The 16,937-nt window shown below is 41.9% G+C and carries 16 protein-coding genes; 10 read left to right on the top strand and 6 right to left on the bottom strand.

All coding sequences use genetic code 11. The annotated features are described in order from the left end of the window. The first annotated feature begins 3 nt into the window (after positions 1-3). Positions 4-693: a 2-deoxyribose-5-phosphate aldolase gene (locus tag ACFOSV_RS06995; protein WP_377904791.1), complete on the top strand. Its 690-nt coding sequence runs from the start codon at positions 4-6 to the stop codon at positions 691-693. Here ACFOSV_RS06995 and ACFOSV_RS06990 read toward each other — a convergent pair. Next, a complete protein-coding gene (locus ACFOSV_RS06990; RefSeq protein WP_377904789.1) occupies positions 643-1,746 on the bottom strand; it encodes a Na/Pi symporter in 1,104 nt (367 codons plus the stop codon). The two genes, ACFOSV_RS06995 and ACFOSV_RS06990, sit on opposite strands and share 51 nt — an antisense overlap. A 224-nt stretch (positions 1,747-1,970) precedes the next feature. Here ACFOSV_RS06990 and ACFOSV_RS06985 point away from each other — a divergent pair, with 224 nt between their 5' ends. The 4 genes from ACFOSV_RS06985 (at position 1,971) to ACFOSV_RS06970 (ending at position 6,895) form a co-directional block, all read left to right on the top strand. Continuing rightward, a complete protein-coding gene (locus ACFOSV_RS06985; RefSeq protein ID WP_377904787.1) occupies positions 1,971-3,110 on the top strand; it encodes a hypothetical protein in 1,140 nt (379 codons plus the stop codon). A 4-nt stretch (positions 3,111-3,114) separates the two neighbouring features. Continuing rightward, positions 3,115-3,558, top strand: coding sequence for a nucleoside deaminase (locus ACFOSV_RS06980; protein ID WP_377904785.1), 444 nt, complete (start codon positions 3,115-3,117; stop codon positions 3,556-3,558). A 98-nt stretch (positions 3,559-3,656) separates the two neighbouring features. Further along, on the top strand, positions 3,657-4,262 hold the full coding sequence (locus tag ACFOSV_RS06975; protein WP_377904783.1) for a superoxide dismutase: 606 nt from the start codon (positions 3,657-3,659) through the stop codon (positions 4,260-4,262). 197 nt (positions 4,263-4,459) lie between these two features. Beyond that, a complete protein-coding gene (locus tag ACFOSV_RS06970; RefSeq protein WP_377904781.1) occupies positions 4,460-6,895 on the top strand; it encodes a TonB-dependent receptor domain-containing protein in 2,436 nt (811 codons plus the stop codon). A gap of 51 nt (positions 6,896-6,946) precedes the next feature. On the opposite strand, the gene ACFOSV_RS06965 is transcribed toward ACFOSV_RS06970, so the two are convergent. Further along, entirely contained in the window at positions 6,947-7,414 is a 468-nt protein-coding gene (locus ACFOSV_RS06965) for a MaoC family dehydratase (RefSeq protein WP_377904779.1), read from the bottom strand. 366 nt (positions 7,415-7,780) lie between these two features. On the opposite strand from ACFOSV_RS06965, the gene ACFOSV_RS06960 reads away from it, so the two are divergent. Both ACFOSV_RS06960 and mtgA read left to right on the top strand, forming a co-directional pair. Next, the gene (locus ACFOSV_RS06960) at positions 7,781-8,578 is read left to right on the top strand and encodes a class I SAM-dependent methyltransferase (RefSeq protein ID WP_377904777.1); all 798 of its coding nucleotides are present in this window, start codon (positions 7,781-7,783) and stop codon (positions 8,576-8,578) included. Continuing rightward, positions 8,579-9,280 (top strand): monofunctional biosynthetic peptidoglycan transglycosylase, encoded by a 702-nt coding sequence (gene mtgA / locus ACFOSV_RS06955; protein ID WP_377904775.1) that lies wholly within the window; start codon positions 8,579-8,581, stop codon positions 9,278-9,280. Positions 9,281-9,712: 432 nt separating this feature from the next. Here the strand turns inward: mtgA and ACFOSV_RS06950 are convergent, their stop codons facing one another. Further along, positions 9,713-11,494, bottom strand: coding sequence for a chloride channel protein (locus ACFOSV_RS06950; protein WP_377904772.1), 1,782 nt, complete (start codon positions 11,492-11,494; stop codon positions 9,713-9,715). A 10-nt stretch (positions 11,495-11,504) separates the two neighbouring features. Further along, the gene (locus tag ACFOSV_RS06945; RefSeq protein WP_377904770.1) at positions 11,505-12,434 is read right to left on the bottom strand and encodes a M28 family peptidase; all 930 of its coding nucleotides are present in this window, start codon (positions 12,432-12,434) and stop codon (positions 11,505-11,507) included. A 69-nt stretch (positions 12,435-12,503) separates the two neighbouring features. Here ACFOSV_RS06945 and ACFOSV_RS06940 point away from each other — a divergent pair, with 69 nt between their 5' ends. Continuing rightward, complete coding sequence (locus tag ACFOSV_RS06940) at positions 12,504-13,484, top strand: NTPase (RefSeq protein WP_377904768.1); 981 nt, start codon at positions 12,504-12,506, stop codon at positions 13,482-13,484. A gap of 167 nt (positions 13,485-13,651) precedes the next feature. Here ACFOSV_RS06940 and yjjX read toward each other — a convergent pair whose 3' ends face one another. Then, entirely contained in the window at positions 13,652-14,221 is a 570-nt protein-coding gene (yjjX, locus tag ACFOSV_RS06935; RefSeq protein ID WP_377904766.1) for an inosine/xanthosine triphosphatase, read from the bottom strand. Between the two features lie 7 nt (positions 14,222-14,228). Then, positions 14,229-14,936, bottom strand: a complete 708-nt coding sequence (locus tag ACFOSV_RS06930; protein WP_377904764.1) for a YebC/PmpR family DNA-binding transcriptional regulator — start codon at positions 14,934-14,936, stop codon at positions 14,229-14,231. A gap of 144 nt (positions 14,937-15,080) precedes the next feature. Here ACFOSV_RS06930 and ACFOSV_RS06925 point away from each other — a divergent pair, with 144 nt between their 5' ends. After that, a complete protein-coding gene (locus ACFOSV_RS06925; RefSeq protein ID WP_377904762.1) occupies positions 15,081-16,412 on the top strand; it encodes an NAD(P)/FAD-dependent oxidoreductase in 1,332 nt (443 codons plus the stop codon). A 91-nt stretch (positions 16,413-16,503) separates the two neighbouring features. Continuing rightward, positions 16,504-16,911, top strand: a complete 408-nt coding sequence (locus tag ACFOSV_RS06920; protein ID WP_377904760.1) for a DUF4890 domain-containing protein — start codon at positions 16,504-16,506, stop codon at positions 16,909-16,911. Positions 16,912-16,937 lie beyond the last annotated feature (26 nt).

Genomic DNA, 16,937 nt, shown 5'->3' with positions numbered 1-16,937 from the left:
GGAATGAAACTCAATCCAAGATTTCTCGAGCCAACTTTTCTAGACCCAGAGCTAAACGGCTCCTTTTTAAGCGAGTCCATTGATACCCTGAAAAGAAATAATCAAGTGACGGGAATCACGGTTTCCCCTTTTTGGGTGAAGAAAGCTGTGAGGGATTTGGGCGAATCAGACTGCATGGTGAGCACTGTGGTGGGTTATCCACATGGCTTTCAGCAAAGCTTGACAAAGTTGACAGAAGCCAAGGAAGCCATTGCACAAGGGGCGCTGGGTATCCAAATGGTTTGGTCTCAGACGGCTTATCGATCGGGTATGACTTGGCCCAAAATTGAAATTGCCCAATTAGCAAAAGTCTGCCATGAATCAGGGTGTTTGCTTTCTGTTATGGTGGATGAGCGCTGGATAAAATCCCTTGAAGAGTTATTTGAAATCGCGCGTTCCATCCAAGATGGAGGAGCAGATTATATCATTTTGGGAGTGAATGAAGCAAGTAAGTCAGACTTAGATTGGATTAAAGCCCTTCGGGCAAATTTGAGTTCTCAGGTCGGAATCATGACTTTTTGGGAAGGAAAAAATGAACAACTTGCCGTAGACTTCGTGCAAGCTGGGATAGATCGACTCCTCTGTCCTTTTACCGATCAGAAATTATTTACTGAAGTAAATCAGGATAAAAGGAATAATAAAGAAGGTGAGTAGAATATAGGCAAAGCCAATCAATCGAGTATTGGATGATTTTTTACCGAGTCTCGCAGCGAGTTGAACAGGTATATTCCGAATGATGGGGAAAGGCATAAAGATCAATGCCCCAAAAATATTGATAAAGAAGTGAACGAGTGCCAATGCAATGGCAGCCTCAGTTTTATAGATCGCAGCTATTGCCGCAGTCACTGTTGTTCCAATATTCGCCCCAATGATAAAAGGAAAGGAACTAGCTAGGGGGACTCTTTTATTGGCTACCAAAGGAACGACCAGCGAGGTGGTTACCGTACTTGACTGCACAGCTGCCGTAAAGAAAATTCCATAAAAAAGAGACAAATAAGGCTGTCTGAAAATCACCTTACTAATGTCTTGGAAGGTTTCGACGATGAATGCTCTATAGACTGAAGTGGTGAGGAGCTTGATCGCTCCAAAAATCATAAAAATGGAAATAATCAGAGTGACGAATGGGATATCGATAATTCCTGCGAGCCATTCTGTCAAGGGCCTTGTGAACAATTTGCTATAAACAAAGGAGCCACTATAGGTTTCATCCGAAAAGAGCTGCGCCGCAGAAGAGGACAGTTTGGTGAGAAACCCAAAAGTCAATTCCAGGGGCAGTAAAATCAATACAGTGAAAATATTGAAGAAGTCATGCAGGATTCCGGCAGAAAGTGCGCGACGGAATTGCTTCTTTTTCATCAAATAAGAGAGCGACACCAATGTAGAGGTGATGGTGGTACCGATATTTGCCCCCAAAACAAGAGGAACCGCCTGTTGAAGTTCGAGGTTTCCGGCAGCGACCACGGCAACCACTGTCGAGGTCACAGTGGAGCTGCTTTGAATCAAGGCAGTCATCAAAATCCCAATGAAAAGACCGACGAAAGGATTTTTGGTAGCCAGCAGAATACTGTTTGCTACAGAATTATTGAGATTTCCCATGGAAACGGTCAATAAATCGATCGCAAAAATGAAAAACGCAAGCGCAACAAGCATCAGAAGATAGCTCGTTACTCTTTGTAGCCTACTTGCTCTGTTTAGTTGGTTTACCATTGATTTTTTTACTCAGCCCTATACCAAAAACAAAACAAGACTTGGGAAAGCCTTTTGGAAAGTTAAGCAAGAGGTGATCTAAGCGAGGGATCAAAATTTGAAATTTTTTTGCTAAAAACCTTAAGATTCAGATGGCTATGTACGGATTTATTGCTTCCTTAACAATTTGTTAACAAAGACAGTAGCATAACTTGTTTAATTTAGGGCCGAATTAGCTCCCAAGCATGTCACCCAAGAAAAGTCTCGACCAAAACATAAGGCCTGATAAACTAAGCAGAAAATCGTACTCACTTTTTGATTTCACGAAACGGGAGAGGACTTTCTTGATTATCATTTGTGTACTTATTTCTATCGCAGGGGTCATTACTCCGTACACCTACGCTGCCATGTGGTTTGGGTTTGCCCTTGCTGCCTACTCTGCCATTGCGAATGATAGTATTCAAACCATTGGCACCTTTATAGCCTCCAATCAGCAAAAGAAGTGGTATTGGCTTTGGCTTTTTATGGGTTTGATCTTTGTGGGTACAGTGACCTATAGCTGGATGACCTATGGAGGGGATGTGAGTTATGAGCGCCTCACCACCAAAGGTCTTGAAAAGGCACCCGAAAGCTTCGTATTCTTACAGCTGGCAGCGCCAATTGTCTTGTTGATCATGACCAGGCTGAGAATGCCGGTGTCCACCACCTTTCTTTTGCTCAATGTATTTACTTACAAAGCGGGGACTATAGTAGACGTGATGACCAAGAGTATTTCAGGGTATTTCTTGGCTTTCTTTATAGCGATCATCGTTTGGTTTTTGCTTGAACGCTTTGTCAAAAACCACCTTAAGGGAAAACCGGCTCCCTACTGGATTTATTTGCAATGGATCACTTCTGGGACGCTTTGGGCTGTCTGGATTATGCAGGATGCAGCGAACATCGCCGTATTTCTTCCTCGGCAGCTTAATCTCTACGAATTCATCGCCTATGCTGGCTTCGTCTTTTTTGGACTTGGTTTCCTATTCTACATGAAAGGAGATAAGATTCAGGGGATTGTCAATGAAAAATCAAATGTCACTGACGTGCGAGCTGCCACTATTGTGGATTTTGTCTATGCCATCATACTTTTCTACTTCAAACTCTACAACAGTGTACCGATGAGTACTACATGGGTTTTCATTGGTCTCTTGGCAGGAAGGGAATTGGCGATTGCCATTGGTAAGGAAACCAAAAAATCAGATGATCGATCTAAGTGGGTATCTCGAGCCTTCAGACTTGGGAAAAATGATGCCGTGAAAGCTTTGATAGGTCTTTTGGTTTCACTTGTATTGGCTGTGATTATCAATGAAGGAGTGAGAAACGAGATCTTGGACTATTTCAAGTAATATCGTGGAGCTATTCAGTGACGAGTACTACATGAATGAGGCCCTGAAGCAAGCTGAATATGCCTTTGAGGAGGGAGAAATTCCTGTGGGTGCAGTAATTGTATCGAATAATCGCATTATCGCCCGTGCTTATAATCAAACCGAAAAGCTCAATGATGTCACTGCCCATGCAGAAATGCTTGCGATCACTTCCGCAGCTAATACGCTAGGAGCAAAGTACTTGATCGACTGCAAACTCTACGTCACTTTGGAGCCTTGCCTTATGTGTGCAGGAGCTCTCTTTTGGTCTCAAATTTCTGAAATTCATTTTGCGGCTTCAGACCCGAAAAGAGGCTTTCGAAACAAACAAGCTGACGTACTTCACCCCAAAACTAAATGGACCGAAGGAACCTTAGCAGCAGAATCCGAAAGCTTGCTCCAAACTTTTTTTCAAAAACTCAGAAAATAGCCCGGATTTTCATCGTTGGAGAACCTTTTCACCCCAGTCTCAGTTGCTAAAATAGATCTAAGACGATCAATTATTGTTTCACCAAAAAATAACACAAAATGGCTTTTGAATTACCATCACTACCTTATGCCCCTGCGGCACTAGAACCACATATCGATTCCAGAACCATGGAGATTCACCATGGAAAGCATCATGCTGGATATGTGAGCAAATTGAATGCAGCGATAGAAGGCACTGACCTCGCTGGCAAAACTCTTGAAGAACTTCAAAAGGTGGCAGGATCAAACACTGCAGTAAGAAATAACGGTGGAGGGCACTACAACCATAGCCTTTTCTGGTCTATCCTTTCTCCTAATGGTGGAGGAACTCCTACTGGTGATATTGCGGGTGCAATCAATGCCAAATTTGGCAACTTCGAAGAGTTTAAAGATCATTTTTCTAATACAGCAGCAACACGATTCGGATCGGGCTGGGCGTGGCTAATCGTCACCGCAACTGGTGCTTTGGAGATTACTTCTTCCCCAAATCAGGATAATCCATTGATGGACATTTCTGAAATTAAAGGAACTCCAATTTTAGGATTGGATGTATGGGAGCACGCATATTACCTAAACTATCAGAACAGAAGACCAGATTACATTTCTGCTTTTTGGAATATTGTAAACTGGGAGGAAGTCGAGAAAAGATACCACGCAGCGCTATAAATTATAGCTCTCGCAAAAGAAACCCTGGCTATTCAGTCAGGGTTTTTTGTTTCAAAACGTATCAATAAAGTGTTCACTTTTGATACACTTATTTTTAGAAGACTAATTCAAATAAGCCTTTTGGCTTGTTTAGGCTGGTTTTGGTGTCTTGGCATTCCTTTTTCATGCTTAGGGTGAAAACAAAACCAACTTTACGAATGAAAACCACGAGCATTTTCTTTTTTACGATGCTGATTTATTTCCTCGGCATCAGCAACTTGGCAGCAGCCGAGGTTAGCAAAATTTCGGGCTCTTTACTAGACCAAAATAATAATCCCATTCCCTATGCTAATGTTGCTCTGATCGCAAATGACGGAGGCGGCTTAGTGGATGGCACAGTCTCTGATGAAGAGGGAAATTTTCTGATCGAAACGGTCAAAACGGGAGAAGTAATCCTAGTGGCATCTTCGATCGGGTATACCACATTTACTTCAGAAGTTTTTGAATTGATCTCAGGAATGAAAAAGGACATGGGAAGCCTGCTCCTTGAGGATGAAATGACCGGCCTAGATGCAGTTACTGTTCAATCCACCCGACCTGAAATCATTATCGAGCCTGACAAAACCATCGTGAATGTCGAAGGAACTGTGATGGCTGAAGGCTCCAATGTGTTGGATGTGATCGGCCGCTCTCCTGGTATCTATGTAGATCAGGACGGTATCATCAATCTTAACGGACGTACAGGTGTCGTGGTGATGATCAATGATCGACAAACGTACATGAGTGCCACAGACCTCGCAAACTTCCTTAGAGCGATGCCTGCGGAGAATATCAAAAGCCTTGAAGTCATAAATAACCCATCCTCACGTTTTGACGCAGAGGGATCAGCGGGAGTAATCAATATCATTTTGAAAAAGAATACAGTCGATGGTCTTTTTGGAAATGTTCAAAGTGGAGGACAATACAATGGCCAATGGGCTCCTATGACCGGCCTCGCACTTAACGTGAAAAAGGGAAAATGGACTTCCAACTTGAACGCAAATTACAGCCAATACGCGATAGTGAACGAATTGGATATTCAAAGAAATTTTATGGTTCCAGAGGGAATTTCAAATTTCGGGCAAGACTCTAGAATCCAACAAAGAGATAAGAATTGGTTTGCCAATGGTGCAGTGAATTATGAGGTGAATGAAATGCACAATCTTGGATTTAATTTTCAGGCATCTACCTCCAATGACGCAGCGAACAATACCTCCTTCACGGAAATCACCACACCTGGGGAAGAAAACAGTTTTTTGAGCTCTGAAAATGATGCGAGCGGACACAGTGACCGAATCTTTGCTAATCTCCACTATGCTGGTAAGCTGGACACTTTGGGTACAAAACTCTCTGCAGACGTGGATTTCACTCGAATGAATGCAGACAGTGAGGCACTTCTAGAGAATAGCTATTGGATAGGTGAGGATTTTGAAAACACACAAATGGATCAAATCCTAACCCTCAATGATATGTACTATACGATTTTTACCTCTAAGGTAGATTTAGTGAAGCCGGTAGGTAAAAATGGAGCAACTTTGGAAACAGGGTTGAAAGGATCTTGGGTAAGGTCGGACAACAATCTTGATTTGAGTAGAGCGATAGCAGATGGTCCTTTTGAGCCAGATCCGAATAGTAATCAGTTTATTTACAATGAAAATGTGCTTGCCGCCTATGGTTCGTACAAAGGGAAGTTTTCGGAGAAGGTGTCTTTTCAAGCAGGACTAAGAGGGGAGTATTCCGATATCAAAGGCAATTCTGTAACCCTTGGGCAAGTGAACACACAGGAATATTTTAATCTTTTTCCAAGTGTATTTGTCCAGCATCAGATCAGCGAAAAGTATCAGATCGTTTACACGGCCAACCGTAGAATTACACGGCCCAATTATCGACTCTTGAACCCATTTGTGTATTACATTGATCCCTTAACTTCTGAACGAGGAAATCCTAATTTGAAACCGCAATACTCAAATAACTTTGAGATGAATCACGTGGTGAACGGCATGTACCAATTTACCCTTGGCTACAGCGAAACAGAGGATGCTTTTATGCAGGTGTTTATCCAAGATGATGAAAGCCGATCGACGACGACCTTCACTGATAATTTTGACAAGACACGAAATGCGAATTTTAGAGCAATCGTCCCAGTTCAACTTCGAGAATGGTGGGGGACTTCCAATATGCTACAAGTGAATTACAATAGGTTCAAATCACAAATTGGAGACGATTACTTGGACAATTCGCAGACCTCCTTTATGGTGAGGTCACAACATAATTTGACTTTGCCCAAAGGATTTAAATTTGAAATCATGGGAATGTACTTAGGTCCGCAGATTTGGGGCCAAGGAGAGATCGCAGGATTTGGATGGGTTGATGCCGGAATCAACAAATCTATCATGAAGGATAAACTTAGCATTTCTGTAAACGCTACGGATATTTTCCGTACTCAAGTAATTCGAGCTAAGGTAGATTTTGCTGACATTGATACTAGTTTCAGACAGTATCGCAGTAACCAGGGAATTAGATTTACACTTCGGTGGAGCTTCGCAAAAGGAGATAGCTTCCGGGTGAACAAAAGCTCAGGAAGTGATGAAGAAAGGGATCGATTGAATCAGTAATCACCCAAAAAAGCCAGATGAGAGTCTGGCTTTTTTCTTAAGGGTATTTTCTTAATCGTTGAAGTGATATAAAAAGATCAAGACCCCCGAAAAAGCGGGTTTGCGCTGATCTTTGATCTCCAGCTTAACTTCGACTTCCGCTTTGACAGTCCCGCGAAGATTGACCACAGATTTAAGCTTCGCTACTAGTCTCACTTCACTATCCACCAATACTGGATTGGCAAATCGAAGGGATTCGATCCCATAATTGATCATCATTTTCAGATTGCGAACGTCCACGATCTGATCCCAAAGATGTGGGACGATACTCAGGGTGAGGTATCCATGGGCAATGGTATTGCCAAAGGCTCCTTGACTTTTCGCTTTTTCAGGATCAATATGGATCCACTGATGGTCGTGGGTAGCATCGGCAAATAGATTGATCTGCTTCTGGGTAATGGTAAAATATTCTGAGGTTCCTAGACTTTGACCGATGTATTTTTCAAATTCTTCAAAGCTTCCAATGACTAAAGCAGGCATGATTTTAATTTTGGTAAAGGGTTAAAGTAGCGCAGTTTATTTGGAATTTACAAGAAGAAATTTTGTGGATCCATCCAAAATTCTGTTTCTCAAAAAAGAGGATTAAAGTGCCCAAAATTATTTGCCTATCCCTTTAGGTTTTTGATTCTTTTTTCAGCTATCATTGCACAATTTATCCAGTGATTTACATGAATAAAAAGCTTACTCTAGCTCTCTATGTCTTAGCTAATATTGCATGTAATCCCTCCATCTTCGATTTATTATAGAAAGCATTTCTATGATTTGCGCAAAGGTTGTGGTTTCGAGAAAAGGGAACTCTGAATTTTTAGGTTTAATTTGTTAAGATTTACCTTAAAATCCCTTAGAATGACAAATTACCTACATGGCTTTATTCCAGAGGAACAGCAGCGTTTGATTGATCAAGCCGGTTTTTTAACGCCATTGATTTACCCAAGGATCGATTTTGTGGGATGCAAAAAAATTCTAGAAATAGGCTGTGGAGTAGGTGCGCAGACAGCAAAGCTACTTGAATTGTTTCCAGAGGCCCATATTACCTGTGTGGACAATTCAGAAACACAACTCGCAAAAGCCAAGGAAAATCTAAGTTTTGCGGGAGATAGAGTGAGCTTTATTCTTCAAGATGCGATGAATTTCGACTTGCCTGAGCAATACGACGGAGTCTATATTTGTTGGGTTTTGGAGCATATTTCTGAGCCTTTAAAGGTTTTTAGATCGCTTAAACCATACTTGAAGTCCGGAGTGAAAATCTGGATTACCGAGGTTTTCAATTCCACTTTTTACTATTATCCCAATGGAATCCATATGGATGCCTATTATGAGAAATACAATAAGTACCAGCTGGCCTGTGGCGGCAATCCAGACATAGGCGCCAATATTGGAAATCTGCTCTTTCAGGCCGAATTTGATAATATCCAACTTTTCCCAGGTGGCTTTCATCTAGATCGGCGGGAGTCAAAATATCTTTTTGATTTCCTTCAATTTTGGAAAACTTTAATGAAAAGTGGGAGTCAAGGAATGCTCGAGGCCGGATTGATTACCCAAAGGGACATAGAGCTGATGGAGCGGGATGTAGACAATATTTATGCAAATGAAAATTCCGTTTTTTACTATCGATTCGTTCAAGCTTATGCAACTATTCAATAAATGAAAAGCTTTCTGGGACGACTGGTTCGCTTGGTTGGCAAACTAGTGATGTGGTTCTTTATTCTCAGCATCGGGAGTGTGGTGCTCTTCCGCTGGATGCCCGTTTTATTTACCCCACTGATGATTATTCGTTGGGTGGAATATGTGGCAGATGAAAAAGAAGAGGCCCAAATCAGATACAACTGGGTATCAATAGATGACATTTCTGCTTCCATGCAGCGAGCGGTCATTGCGAGTGAAGACCAAAAATTTCTAGAGCACAATGGATTTGATTTGGAGGCCATGCAAAAGGCATGGGAAGGGAACAAAAAGGGTAAAAACGTCAAAGGCGCCAGTACAATCACGCAACAGACCGTAAAGAATGTATTTCTTTGGCCAAGTAGAACGTATCTCCGTAAGGGCCTTGAGGCTTACTTCACAGTTTTAGTTGAGTTGATTTGGACCAAAGAACGGATTTTGGAAGTCTACCTAAACGTGGTGGAAGTGGGCAAAGGAAAATACGGCGTAGCAATAGCCGCAAGGGATTTTTACCAAACCGAGCCAGCCAAACTTGGCCAGCGGCAGTCAGCCATGATTGCAGCCATTTTACCTAGTCCGCGACGCTGGAATCCTACTAGACCCACGCCATATATCGTGGGAAGACAAGCTTGGATCATGGGTCAAATGCGCAATTTGGGACCACTACCATGGCTCGAGAAGTAATTGTATTATACTAGTTAAAATAGTAAATAAACAATATTACTAAAACGACTAAGTTAGGTGATTGGTGGATGATCGAGATTTTTGTTTTTCAAGAGTAGAAATTAAAGCATCTCCAAATATTATTCTTTTTTTAGAAAAGCCATTGGGTATCTGACTCGGGAGGAAGGAATAAAATCACATGATGTTCAGTAGCGAAAAAACGGTTCAAAAAGCCAAATTTAAGCTATCAAAAAAAGCAAGAAATTTTTATCCACATTTTCATTAATTTATCCACACTTACCCACAATGGATAGTTAAAAAATTGATAATCAGCATTTTGTGGGTAATTTTTTTTCGAAGTTTTGTGGATAAGAGAAGCTAACTTGCATTTTTTATATTTCTGCACTGTGTAAAAACTTTTTGTCAGGGTAGACCAAATTTTCTTCTTTTCTCCTATTTATCAAGGCGCTGGTGAATGAGCTTTTTACGATAGGCATTAAAGATTCTAGACTTTGAAATGAACCCAACGTACTGATCATCCAATATTACCGGAAGGTTCCATGATCCAGACTTTTCAAATTTCTCCATTACTGATTGCATATTTTCATTAGCCAATAGTATTTCTGGAGGACTGTGCATTAGCTCTCTCACGAGTACGGTTTCCTGTTTTTCTTCATCAAACATGATCTCACGAATGTCGTCCAGTGTGATTATGCCGCGTAGGAGGCCTTCTTCATCCACGACTGGAAAAATATTTCGTTTCGAAATCTTCACTAGCCCTATCAATTCAGAAAGTAAAGCTTCTGGACTGATGGGGTGAAGGTCTCTTTCGATGACATTAGAAATACTAATCAAATTCAATAGTTCATTGTCCTTAGAATGATCGATTGACTTGCCCTGATCCTTTAATTGGAGGGTGTAGAGGCTGTCCTTTTGATAGTATGATGTGGTGATAAACGAAATAGCCGATACAAACATGAGCGGAATAAAAAGCTCATAACCACCCGTGATTTCTGCGATTAAGAATATGGCTGATAGCGGAGAATGTTGTACACCACTCATCAGTCCACACATAGCCACTAAAGTAAAGTGCGCAAGAGGCAAGCTGATATGCAATCCGAACTGATTGTTGGCATAGGCAAAAGCAAAACCTAAGATTCCCCCGACAAAAAGGGAAGGTGCAAAAATACCCCCACTACCTCCGCTACCCAAGGTAATGGCCGATGCAATTGGTTTCAAAATAACGATTAAGGCGAGGAAAACAATGAAGAGCCAAGGACTCTCGAAAGCCGAGAAGAATGGACTGGTTTCGAGAATACTAGCGGGATCTCCTTCGATAAGAGTATTCAAAGTATCATACCCTTCACCATAAATTGGAGGGAAAAAGAAGACCATAAATCCTAGAAAAGCTCCTCCATAGAGCATTTTCATAGTTTGGTTTTCGAAAATATCTAGAAAGCGTTCAGTTCTTCGTACTATTCGAGAAAAATACAAGGACACAAGCCCACACAAAATGCCCAAGAGTAAATAATATGGCATATGAGAGGCCAGAAATGATCCTTGTAGGTTGAAGTTGAAGAGCGAGTCATTCCCGATCAAAATCAAAGATGTCAAGGAACCCATGACTGAGGCAATGAGCAATGGGATGAAACTTGTGGTAGAGATTTCCAGAAGGATTACCTCAATCGCAAAAATCACAGCTCCGATTGGCGCACCGAAAATTGCAGAGATAGCTCCAGCAGCTCCACATCCGATCAGTAAGGTTCGCTTTTTGGCATTCAAGTGCATCAAAGAACCTACATTCGATCCAATGGCCGAACCGGTGACGACCATGGGCGCTTCCAGTCCTACAGATCCACCAAAACCCACCGTCAAAGCAGAGGTGACCACCCGACTGAAGGTTTTCACCCGAGCGATAATGCTACTTTTCTTGGAGATTATAAAAAGTATATCTGGGATGCCATGACCTCCCACGTCTTTAAACACGTAGCGACCTAAAACATAAGCCAAAGTTATACCTATAAGCGGATATAGAATATACATGAAGTTGGCATACTCCGTATAAAAGTCTTCTGTAAGAAAATGCTGTATGCTATGAACAGCCTCTTTGAGAATCACTGCAGCCAAGCCTGAAAAAACCCCTATAATGCCACTAAGTATGAGAATAAAGGCCTGGTTACTCAGGTTTCTAAGCCTCCATTTTAAAAATCTCGCAGTTAGTTCATTGATAGTCATAGGGAAAAAACTAGTCTTCCAGAAGGGATTGGTCCAGTTCTAAGATACAATTTAAAATCAGGTTAGTCGTCGCAACAAAGAAATCTGGCTGGATTCCCAAAAACTCATCGCTTTGTTTATGGTAATCTGGGTGATCTTCCACCCCGAAATAAATATGTGGAATGCCTTTACTAAAGAAAGGGCCATGATCCGAGGATTGGGTCCAATCTTGCTGTTTTGACGAGGGCTCGTCATGCCCAAAGAGTAAGGTGGGGCTGGACCCCGCTGCTGCACGCTCTAGGATGGGCTTTAGATATGGATTATGGAATGTACCAGAAGCATAGAGTTCGTTTTTGTCGTTTCTCCCCACCATATCCATATTTATATTTAGTAGTATTTCTTCCAATTCAAACGGGAAGTCTTCCAGCAATGCTTTGGCACCCTGGAGTCCCATTTCCTCCGCATCGAAGGCAACAAACATCATAGAATGCTTTGGAGGGTTTTTGGAAAAATACTCTGCTAGGGCCAACATAGCCGAGGTTCCTGAGGCATTGTCATCCGCACCATTGAAAATACTATCGCCGGCAGCGTTTGCTTTTCCAATTCCCAGATGATCATAGTGTCCTGAAATGACGATTATTTTTCGTGATTCAGTACCGGGTACAAACCCCACAATATTTTTGGCGTTTTCATACTCCTTGTTCTCTCTTCGGTTTTGAAAGGAAAAGGACTGTTGGTAATCTTTATAATGGGTGTATAGACCATAAGAGGTAAATTCGGAAATAATATACCCCTGTGCTTTGACGTTTCCTTCAGTCAGAGTCTTTCTACCCTTCAATTCATCAGAGGCTAAATATGAAATGTGTTTGATCAGGTTTTTTTGATCGATTTCCTGTGCAGAGATACTCCAAGAAATAAAAAATGCAAAAAAGGTTATGACCCCTTTGGGTGAAAGTTGCATAAGCTGGCGAGGTTTTCGTTAGATTAATTGTAAAATTACCGCGGAAAGTAAAATTACCTTTTTCTGGCAATGAAATATTATTTACCACTCCTTCTTTCTATCCTAATTTCCTTTGAGGCTAATGCCCAAGGCGCTTTGCCTGAAAGCTTTTTTGATGGAAAAGCGGTGGTACTCGTTTCCGTAGATCCCGCTGCCGAACCGGCACTCACTTGGAGACAAGTGGCAGATAGTTTGCATTCTTCTTTTGTGGAGGCGGGAGCTGACCCGGTTGCTTATTACGAATTGGAGACTATTGCCCTTTCCGAAGATCGACAGGCCACTTATGCCAAAGCCTTTGAACAAAGGCAAGTGAAGAATATCCTCTTTATTACTCGTTCCAAAGCAGGCTATGCTGTACATATGAGCCCTTTTAGCGGAGACGGCAAAATCATCCCTACGGCAGCTTTATATGGCTTAGAATCTGACAATATAGATGAATTGAGGAGTCGCCTGAGTGCTATCGGAGAAAGTGTTCGAACCAAAAATCTCTTAGTCATTGACGTGCCGGAATTTGGTGAAGTGCTGGATGCAGCTGCTTCGGTTAGTCTGAAATATTTACAAGAATATCCTTTGAATTTGGAGGTATTCAAAACTGGAGTACCCATTTCCGGTTCTTCTGCGACAGAGAGTCTCATTAGTTATTTCCGATTTGATCTTTTTGGGAAATCACCTGAGGATGTACTTCGAGAGCAATCTGCCCAAAAAGCAACCCTTGAATCCATATTGGAGTCAAATTATCAATATGACTACGTATGGCTGACTGAAGCCAAAACTAATCAGGAACTGATTGCAGATCGTATCCAATTTGTCCTCTCAAAAGTGGAGGGGCGAGAATCCGATATGATGGCTAGTATGGGTCTGGAACCAACTCCCGGTTCGGAGCGAAGGGTGGTAGTGAAGTATTATATCAAGTTGCTCGTACGTGATGAACTTTATATAGGTACCACATGGGATGCTGATTCAGATTGGCGCAAGGCCTTAGAAAATTTTCTAAAGAATTTAAATAAATAAACCTCCCGAAGGAGGTCTATCAGTAAGCTGATTCGATAGGGTGATTGAAGCAACTTTTGTCTTGAATTCATCAGAAAAAGATGAATTTTACATTACTATTTCAATTTCACAGATATATTCTGAATTCCAATTCTTAAGGATATTTATTTCCCCAATTTATTTTAATTCTAATAAAGCTCTTTGTTTAAGAACGGAATCAAAGCCAAAATTATTGCAGAAGTGTAGTAGCTCTCACGGTTAATCTTTTGTTTGGTCAATAGACCGACAGATCCACCTTTTTGTTTTGAGTTTTTATCTCCAAAAATCTCGTCATCCGCATGACCCAGTTCCATTCCAGACTCAACCAACTCCATTACTTGCCGAGGCAAATAAAATGTACCAGTCATAGCCTGTCCAGTTTTTCCATTTTTCGCAAGAATATATACCCAAGCAAATGCGTACATGCCTGTCGAGTCTTTTGCGACCCCTCCTTCAACACCTACCCAAAAATCCGCTTCTGGAAATAGTCTTTTAGCATTTTTTACTCTGTTTTTAGCTCCAAGTAGGGTTTCCTCAAGCCCCATTGGTTGATCTGAAACCTCAGAGGCAGCCTGTACACCAGATATACTAAAGGTTCGGTCGAAGGCCTGCATAAACCCTTCCTGGGTACAAGAGATTTTTACGGGGTTTTTACTCCCCACAACTATGAGTTCGTGATTCGTGGGCTTTTGGAAATTTTCTCTTTTTGGAAATGTCATCTATACATTAGGCCATATTGGTGTAAACTTGATTGACGTCGTCATCTTCTTCCATCTTCTCGATCATCTTATTTATCACCTCTTCTTGCTCTTCGGTAAGCTCTGTAAGTGTTGTAGGGAATCGCTGAAAATCTGCACTGATTACTTCGATTCCTTTATCCTCAAGGGCTTTTTGCATGGATCCAAAGTCTCCAAACTCGGTGTAGACAAAAATTTCTCCTTCGTTTTCATCAATGTCTGTAAGCCCAAAGTCGATCAATTCCAGCTCTAGCTCCTCTAGATCATGACCCTCACCATTAAATCTGAAAACAGCCTTGTGATCAAACATAAAGCTTACAGATCCAGAAGTACCCAATGATCCTCCAGCCTTAGAGAAGTAGCTTCGTACATTTGCTACGGTCCGGTTGATATTATCGGTGGAGGTTTCCACAATTACAGCGATGCCAAATGGGCCGTAACCTTCGTACACGATTTCTTCATAATCCTTTTCGTCCTTGTCTGAGGCTCTTTTGATTGCCGCTTCGATTCGATCTTTGGGCATCTGCGCACCTTTGGCATTTTGAATGATCGTTCTGAGCCTTGGATTTGAAGTTGGGTCCGGACCTCCGGTTTTGACTGCCATTACGATCTCCTTACCCAGACGAGTAAAGACTTTGGACATTTTATCCCAACGCTTGAATTTTCGCTCTTTTCTGAATTCAAATGCTCTTCCCATAGTAATTTTTCTTTAGGCTGTAAAAATAGCAAAACGCCACAAATCTGAGTGCCTCTCTACCAATCAATAGCTCAAAGGAAATATAATTTCACATTATACAGCCATTCATTTTGTCCAATCGTATACTTTTTAACCTATAAAAATATGAGTAGCTCCTCCTTAACCCCGATTCCAAACCTTCCTGAAAGCTCGCATCCCAAAGTAGTCATCATAGGTGCGGGTTTTGCCGGACTCAAACTAGCAAGAAAACTCAAAGGGAAGCCCTTTCAAGTGATCCTTTTGGACAAAAATAACTTTCATCAATTTCAGCCACTTTTTTATCAGGTGGCCACCGCTGGTTTGGAACCAAGTGCCATTTCTTTCCCGCTTCGCAAAATTTTTCACCATTCAAAAAACGTGATCTTTCGGATGGCAGAGGTAAGTTCCGTAGACACGAAGGCCAAGCGACTTTTCACAGATATAGGCTATGTGGACTATGACTACCTAGTGCTGGCGATGGGCGGTGACACTAATTATTTTGGATCGAAAAATATTGAGCAATTTGCAGCTCCCATGAAGACCGTTTCTGAGGCTCTTTATATCAGAAATAAAATTATTTCCAACTATGAGCGTGCGATTAACATTGAAAAGGTAGAAAATCGAAAACACCTGATGAATGTGGTCATCGTGGGTGGTGGCCCCACGGGCGTAGAACTCGCCGGCGCCATGGCGGAGCTGCGAAATACCGTTTTGCCAAAGGACTACCCCGAGCTTTCCTTTGATAATATGAAAGTGGTATTGATCGAGGGAGGCCCCGAGCTTCTAGGTCCAATGTCTCCGGAAGCCAAATCTCACGCGCTTAAATATCTTCAGGACTTAGGCGTGGAAGTCATGCTCAATGCTCGAGTGAAAGATTACGACGGGCAGATCGTCACTTTGGATGGAGATGTTTTCTTAGAAACACAAACCTTGCTCTGGGCCGCAGGAATCAAACCGAACCGAATTGAGGGACTTTCTGATGCTCAATATTCTCGAAATGGCCGGATCTTGGTGGATGAGTTTTCGCAAATAATTGACTGCAAGGATATTTTTGCCCTTGGTGATATCAGCTTGCTTACGGAGGAAAATTATCCTAAAGGGCATCCCCAAGTAGCTCAAGTCGCTTTGCAGCAAGCAGAAAATCTAGCCAAAAACTTTGAACATATTCTGAAAGGACGCCCAATGCAGCCCTTCCACTACAAGGATCTTGGCTCTATGGCTACGGTGGGTAAAAAACTTGCAGTCGTGGACCTGCCTTTTATAAAGTTCCAAGGACTATTGGCTTGGCTTACCTGGTTGTTTGTCCATTTGATGGCCATTTTGGGAGTGAAGAATCGGCTCTTTGTCTTTTTTAATTGGTCTTGGAATTACCTGAGCTTTGACCCTAGCCTTCGCCTTTTGATCAAGCCAAGGTATGTACGCGAAGCTGAGCGGAAGGAGCTAATCGAGCAGAAGTAGTATTTAAGCTTCCTTAACATTTTTTCGCTACTTGTGGATTAAACCAAGTTGACTGAGTTGTGTCTAAGAATCATAACTAACCCACAAAAAGATGAAAAAAATTATGATGACTTTAGGCCTAACTATGATGATGGCCTTATCTGTTTTTGCACAGCAAAGAGGTGGAGGGGAGAGACCCTCTGCAGAAGATAGAGCCAAACGATCTACCGAACGAATGGCAGAGCATTTAGGACTTTCCGATGCACAAAAGGAGCAAATCCTTAATTTAAACTTAGAGTTTGCCAAACAACAAGAAGCGCAAAGAGCCGAACAGCGCCAGCAGGGTGAGGCTAGAAAAGAAGCAATGCAAGCTCAAGAAGAAAAGATCAAGGCTATACTCACTCCTGAGCAAGCGGAAAAGTGGGAAGCAGCCAAAAAGGAACGCCGAGAAGGTGATAGAAGAAGAGGCCGAGGCCAGCGTGGCGGAAGAGGGGAACACTCCGGACAGAATAGCAAATAGTAAAAAAACCTCGCTGCTGACAGCGA

This window comes from Algoriphagus namhaensis, from assembly GCF_042649705.1.
GTDB lineage: Bacteria > Bacteroidota > Bacteroidia > Cytophagales > Cyclobacteriaceae > Algoriphagus > Algoriphagus namhaensis.
Note: the sequence above shows the minus strand (reverse complement) of the source record. Positions and strands in the feature narration are given on the sequence as shown.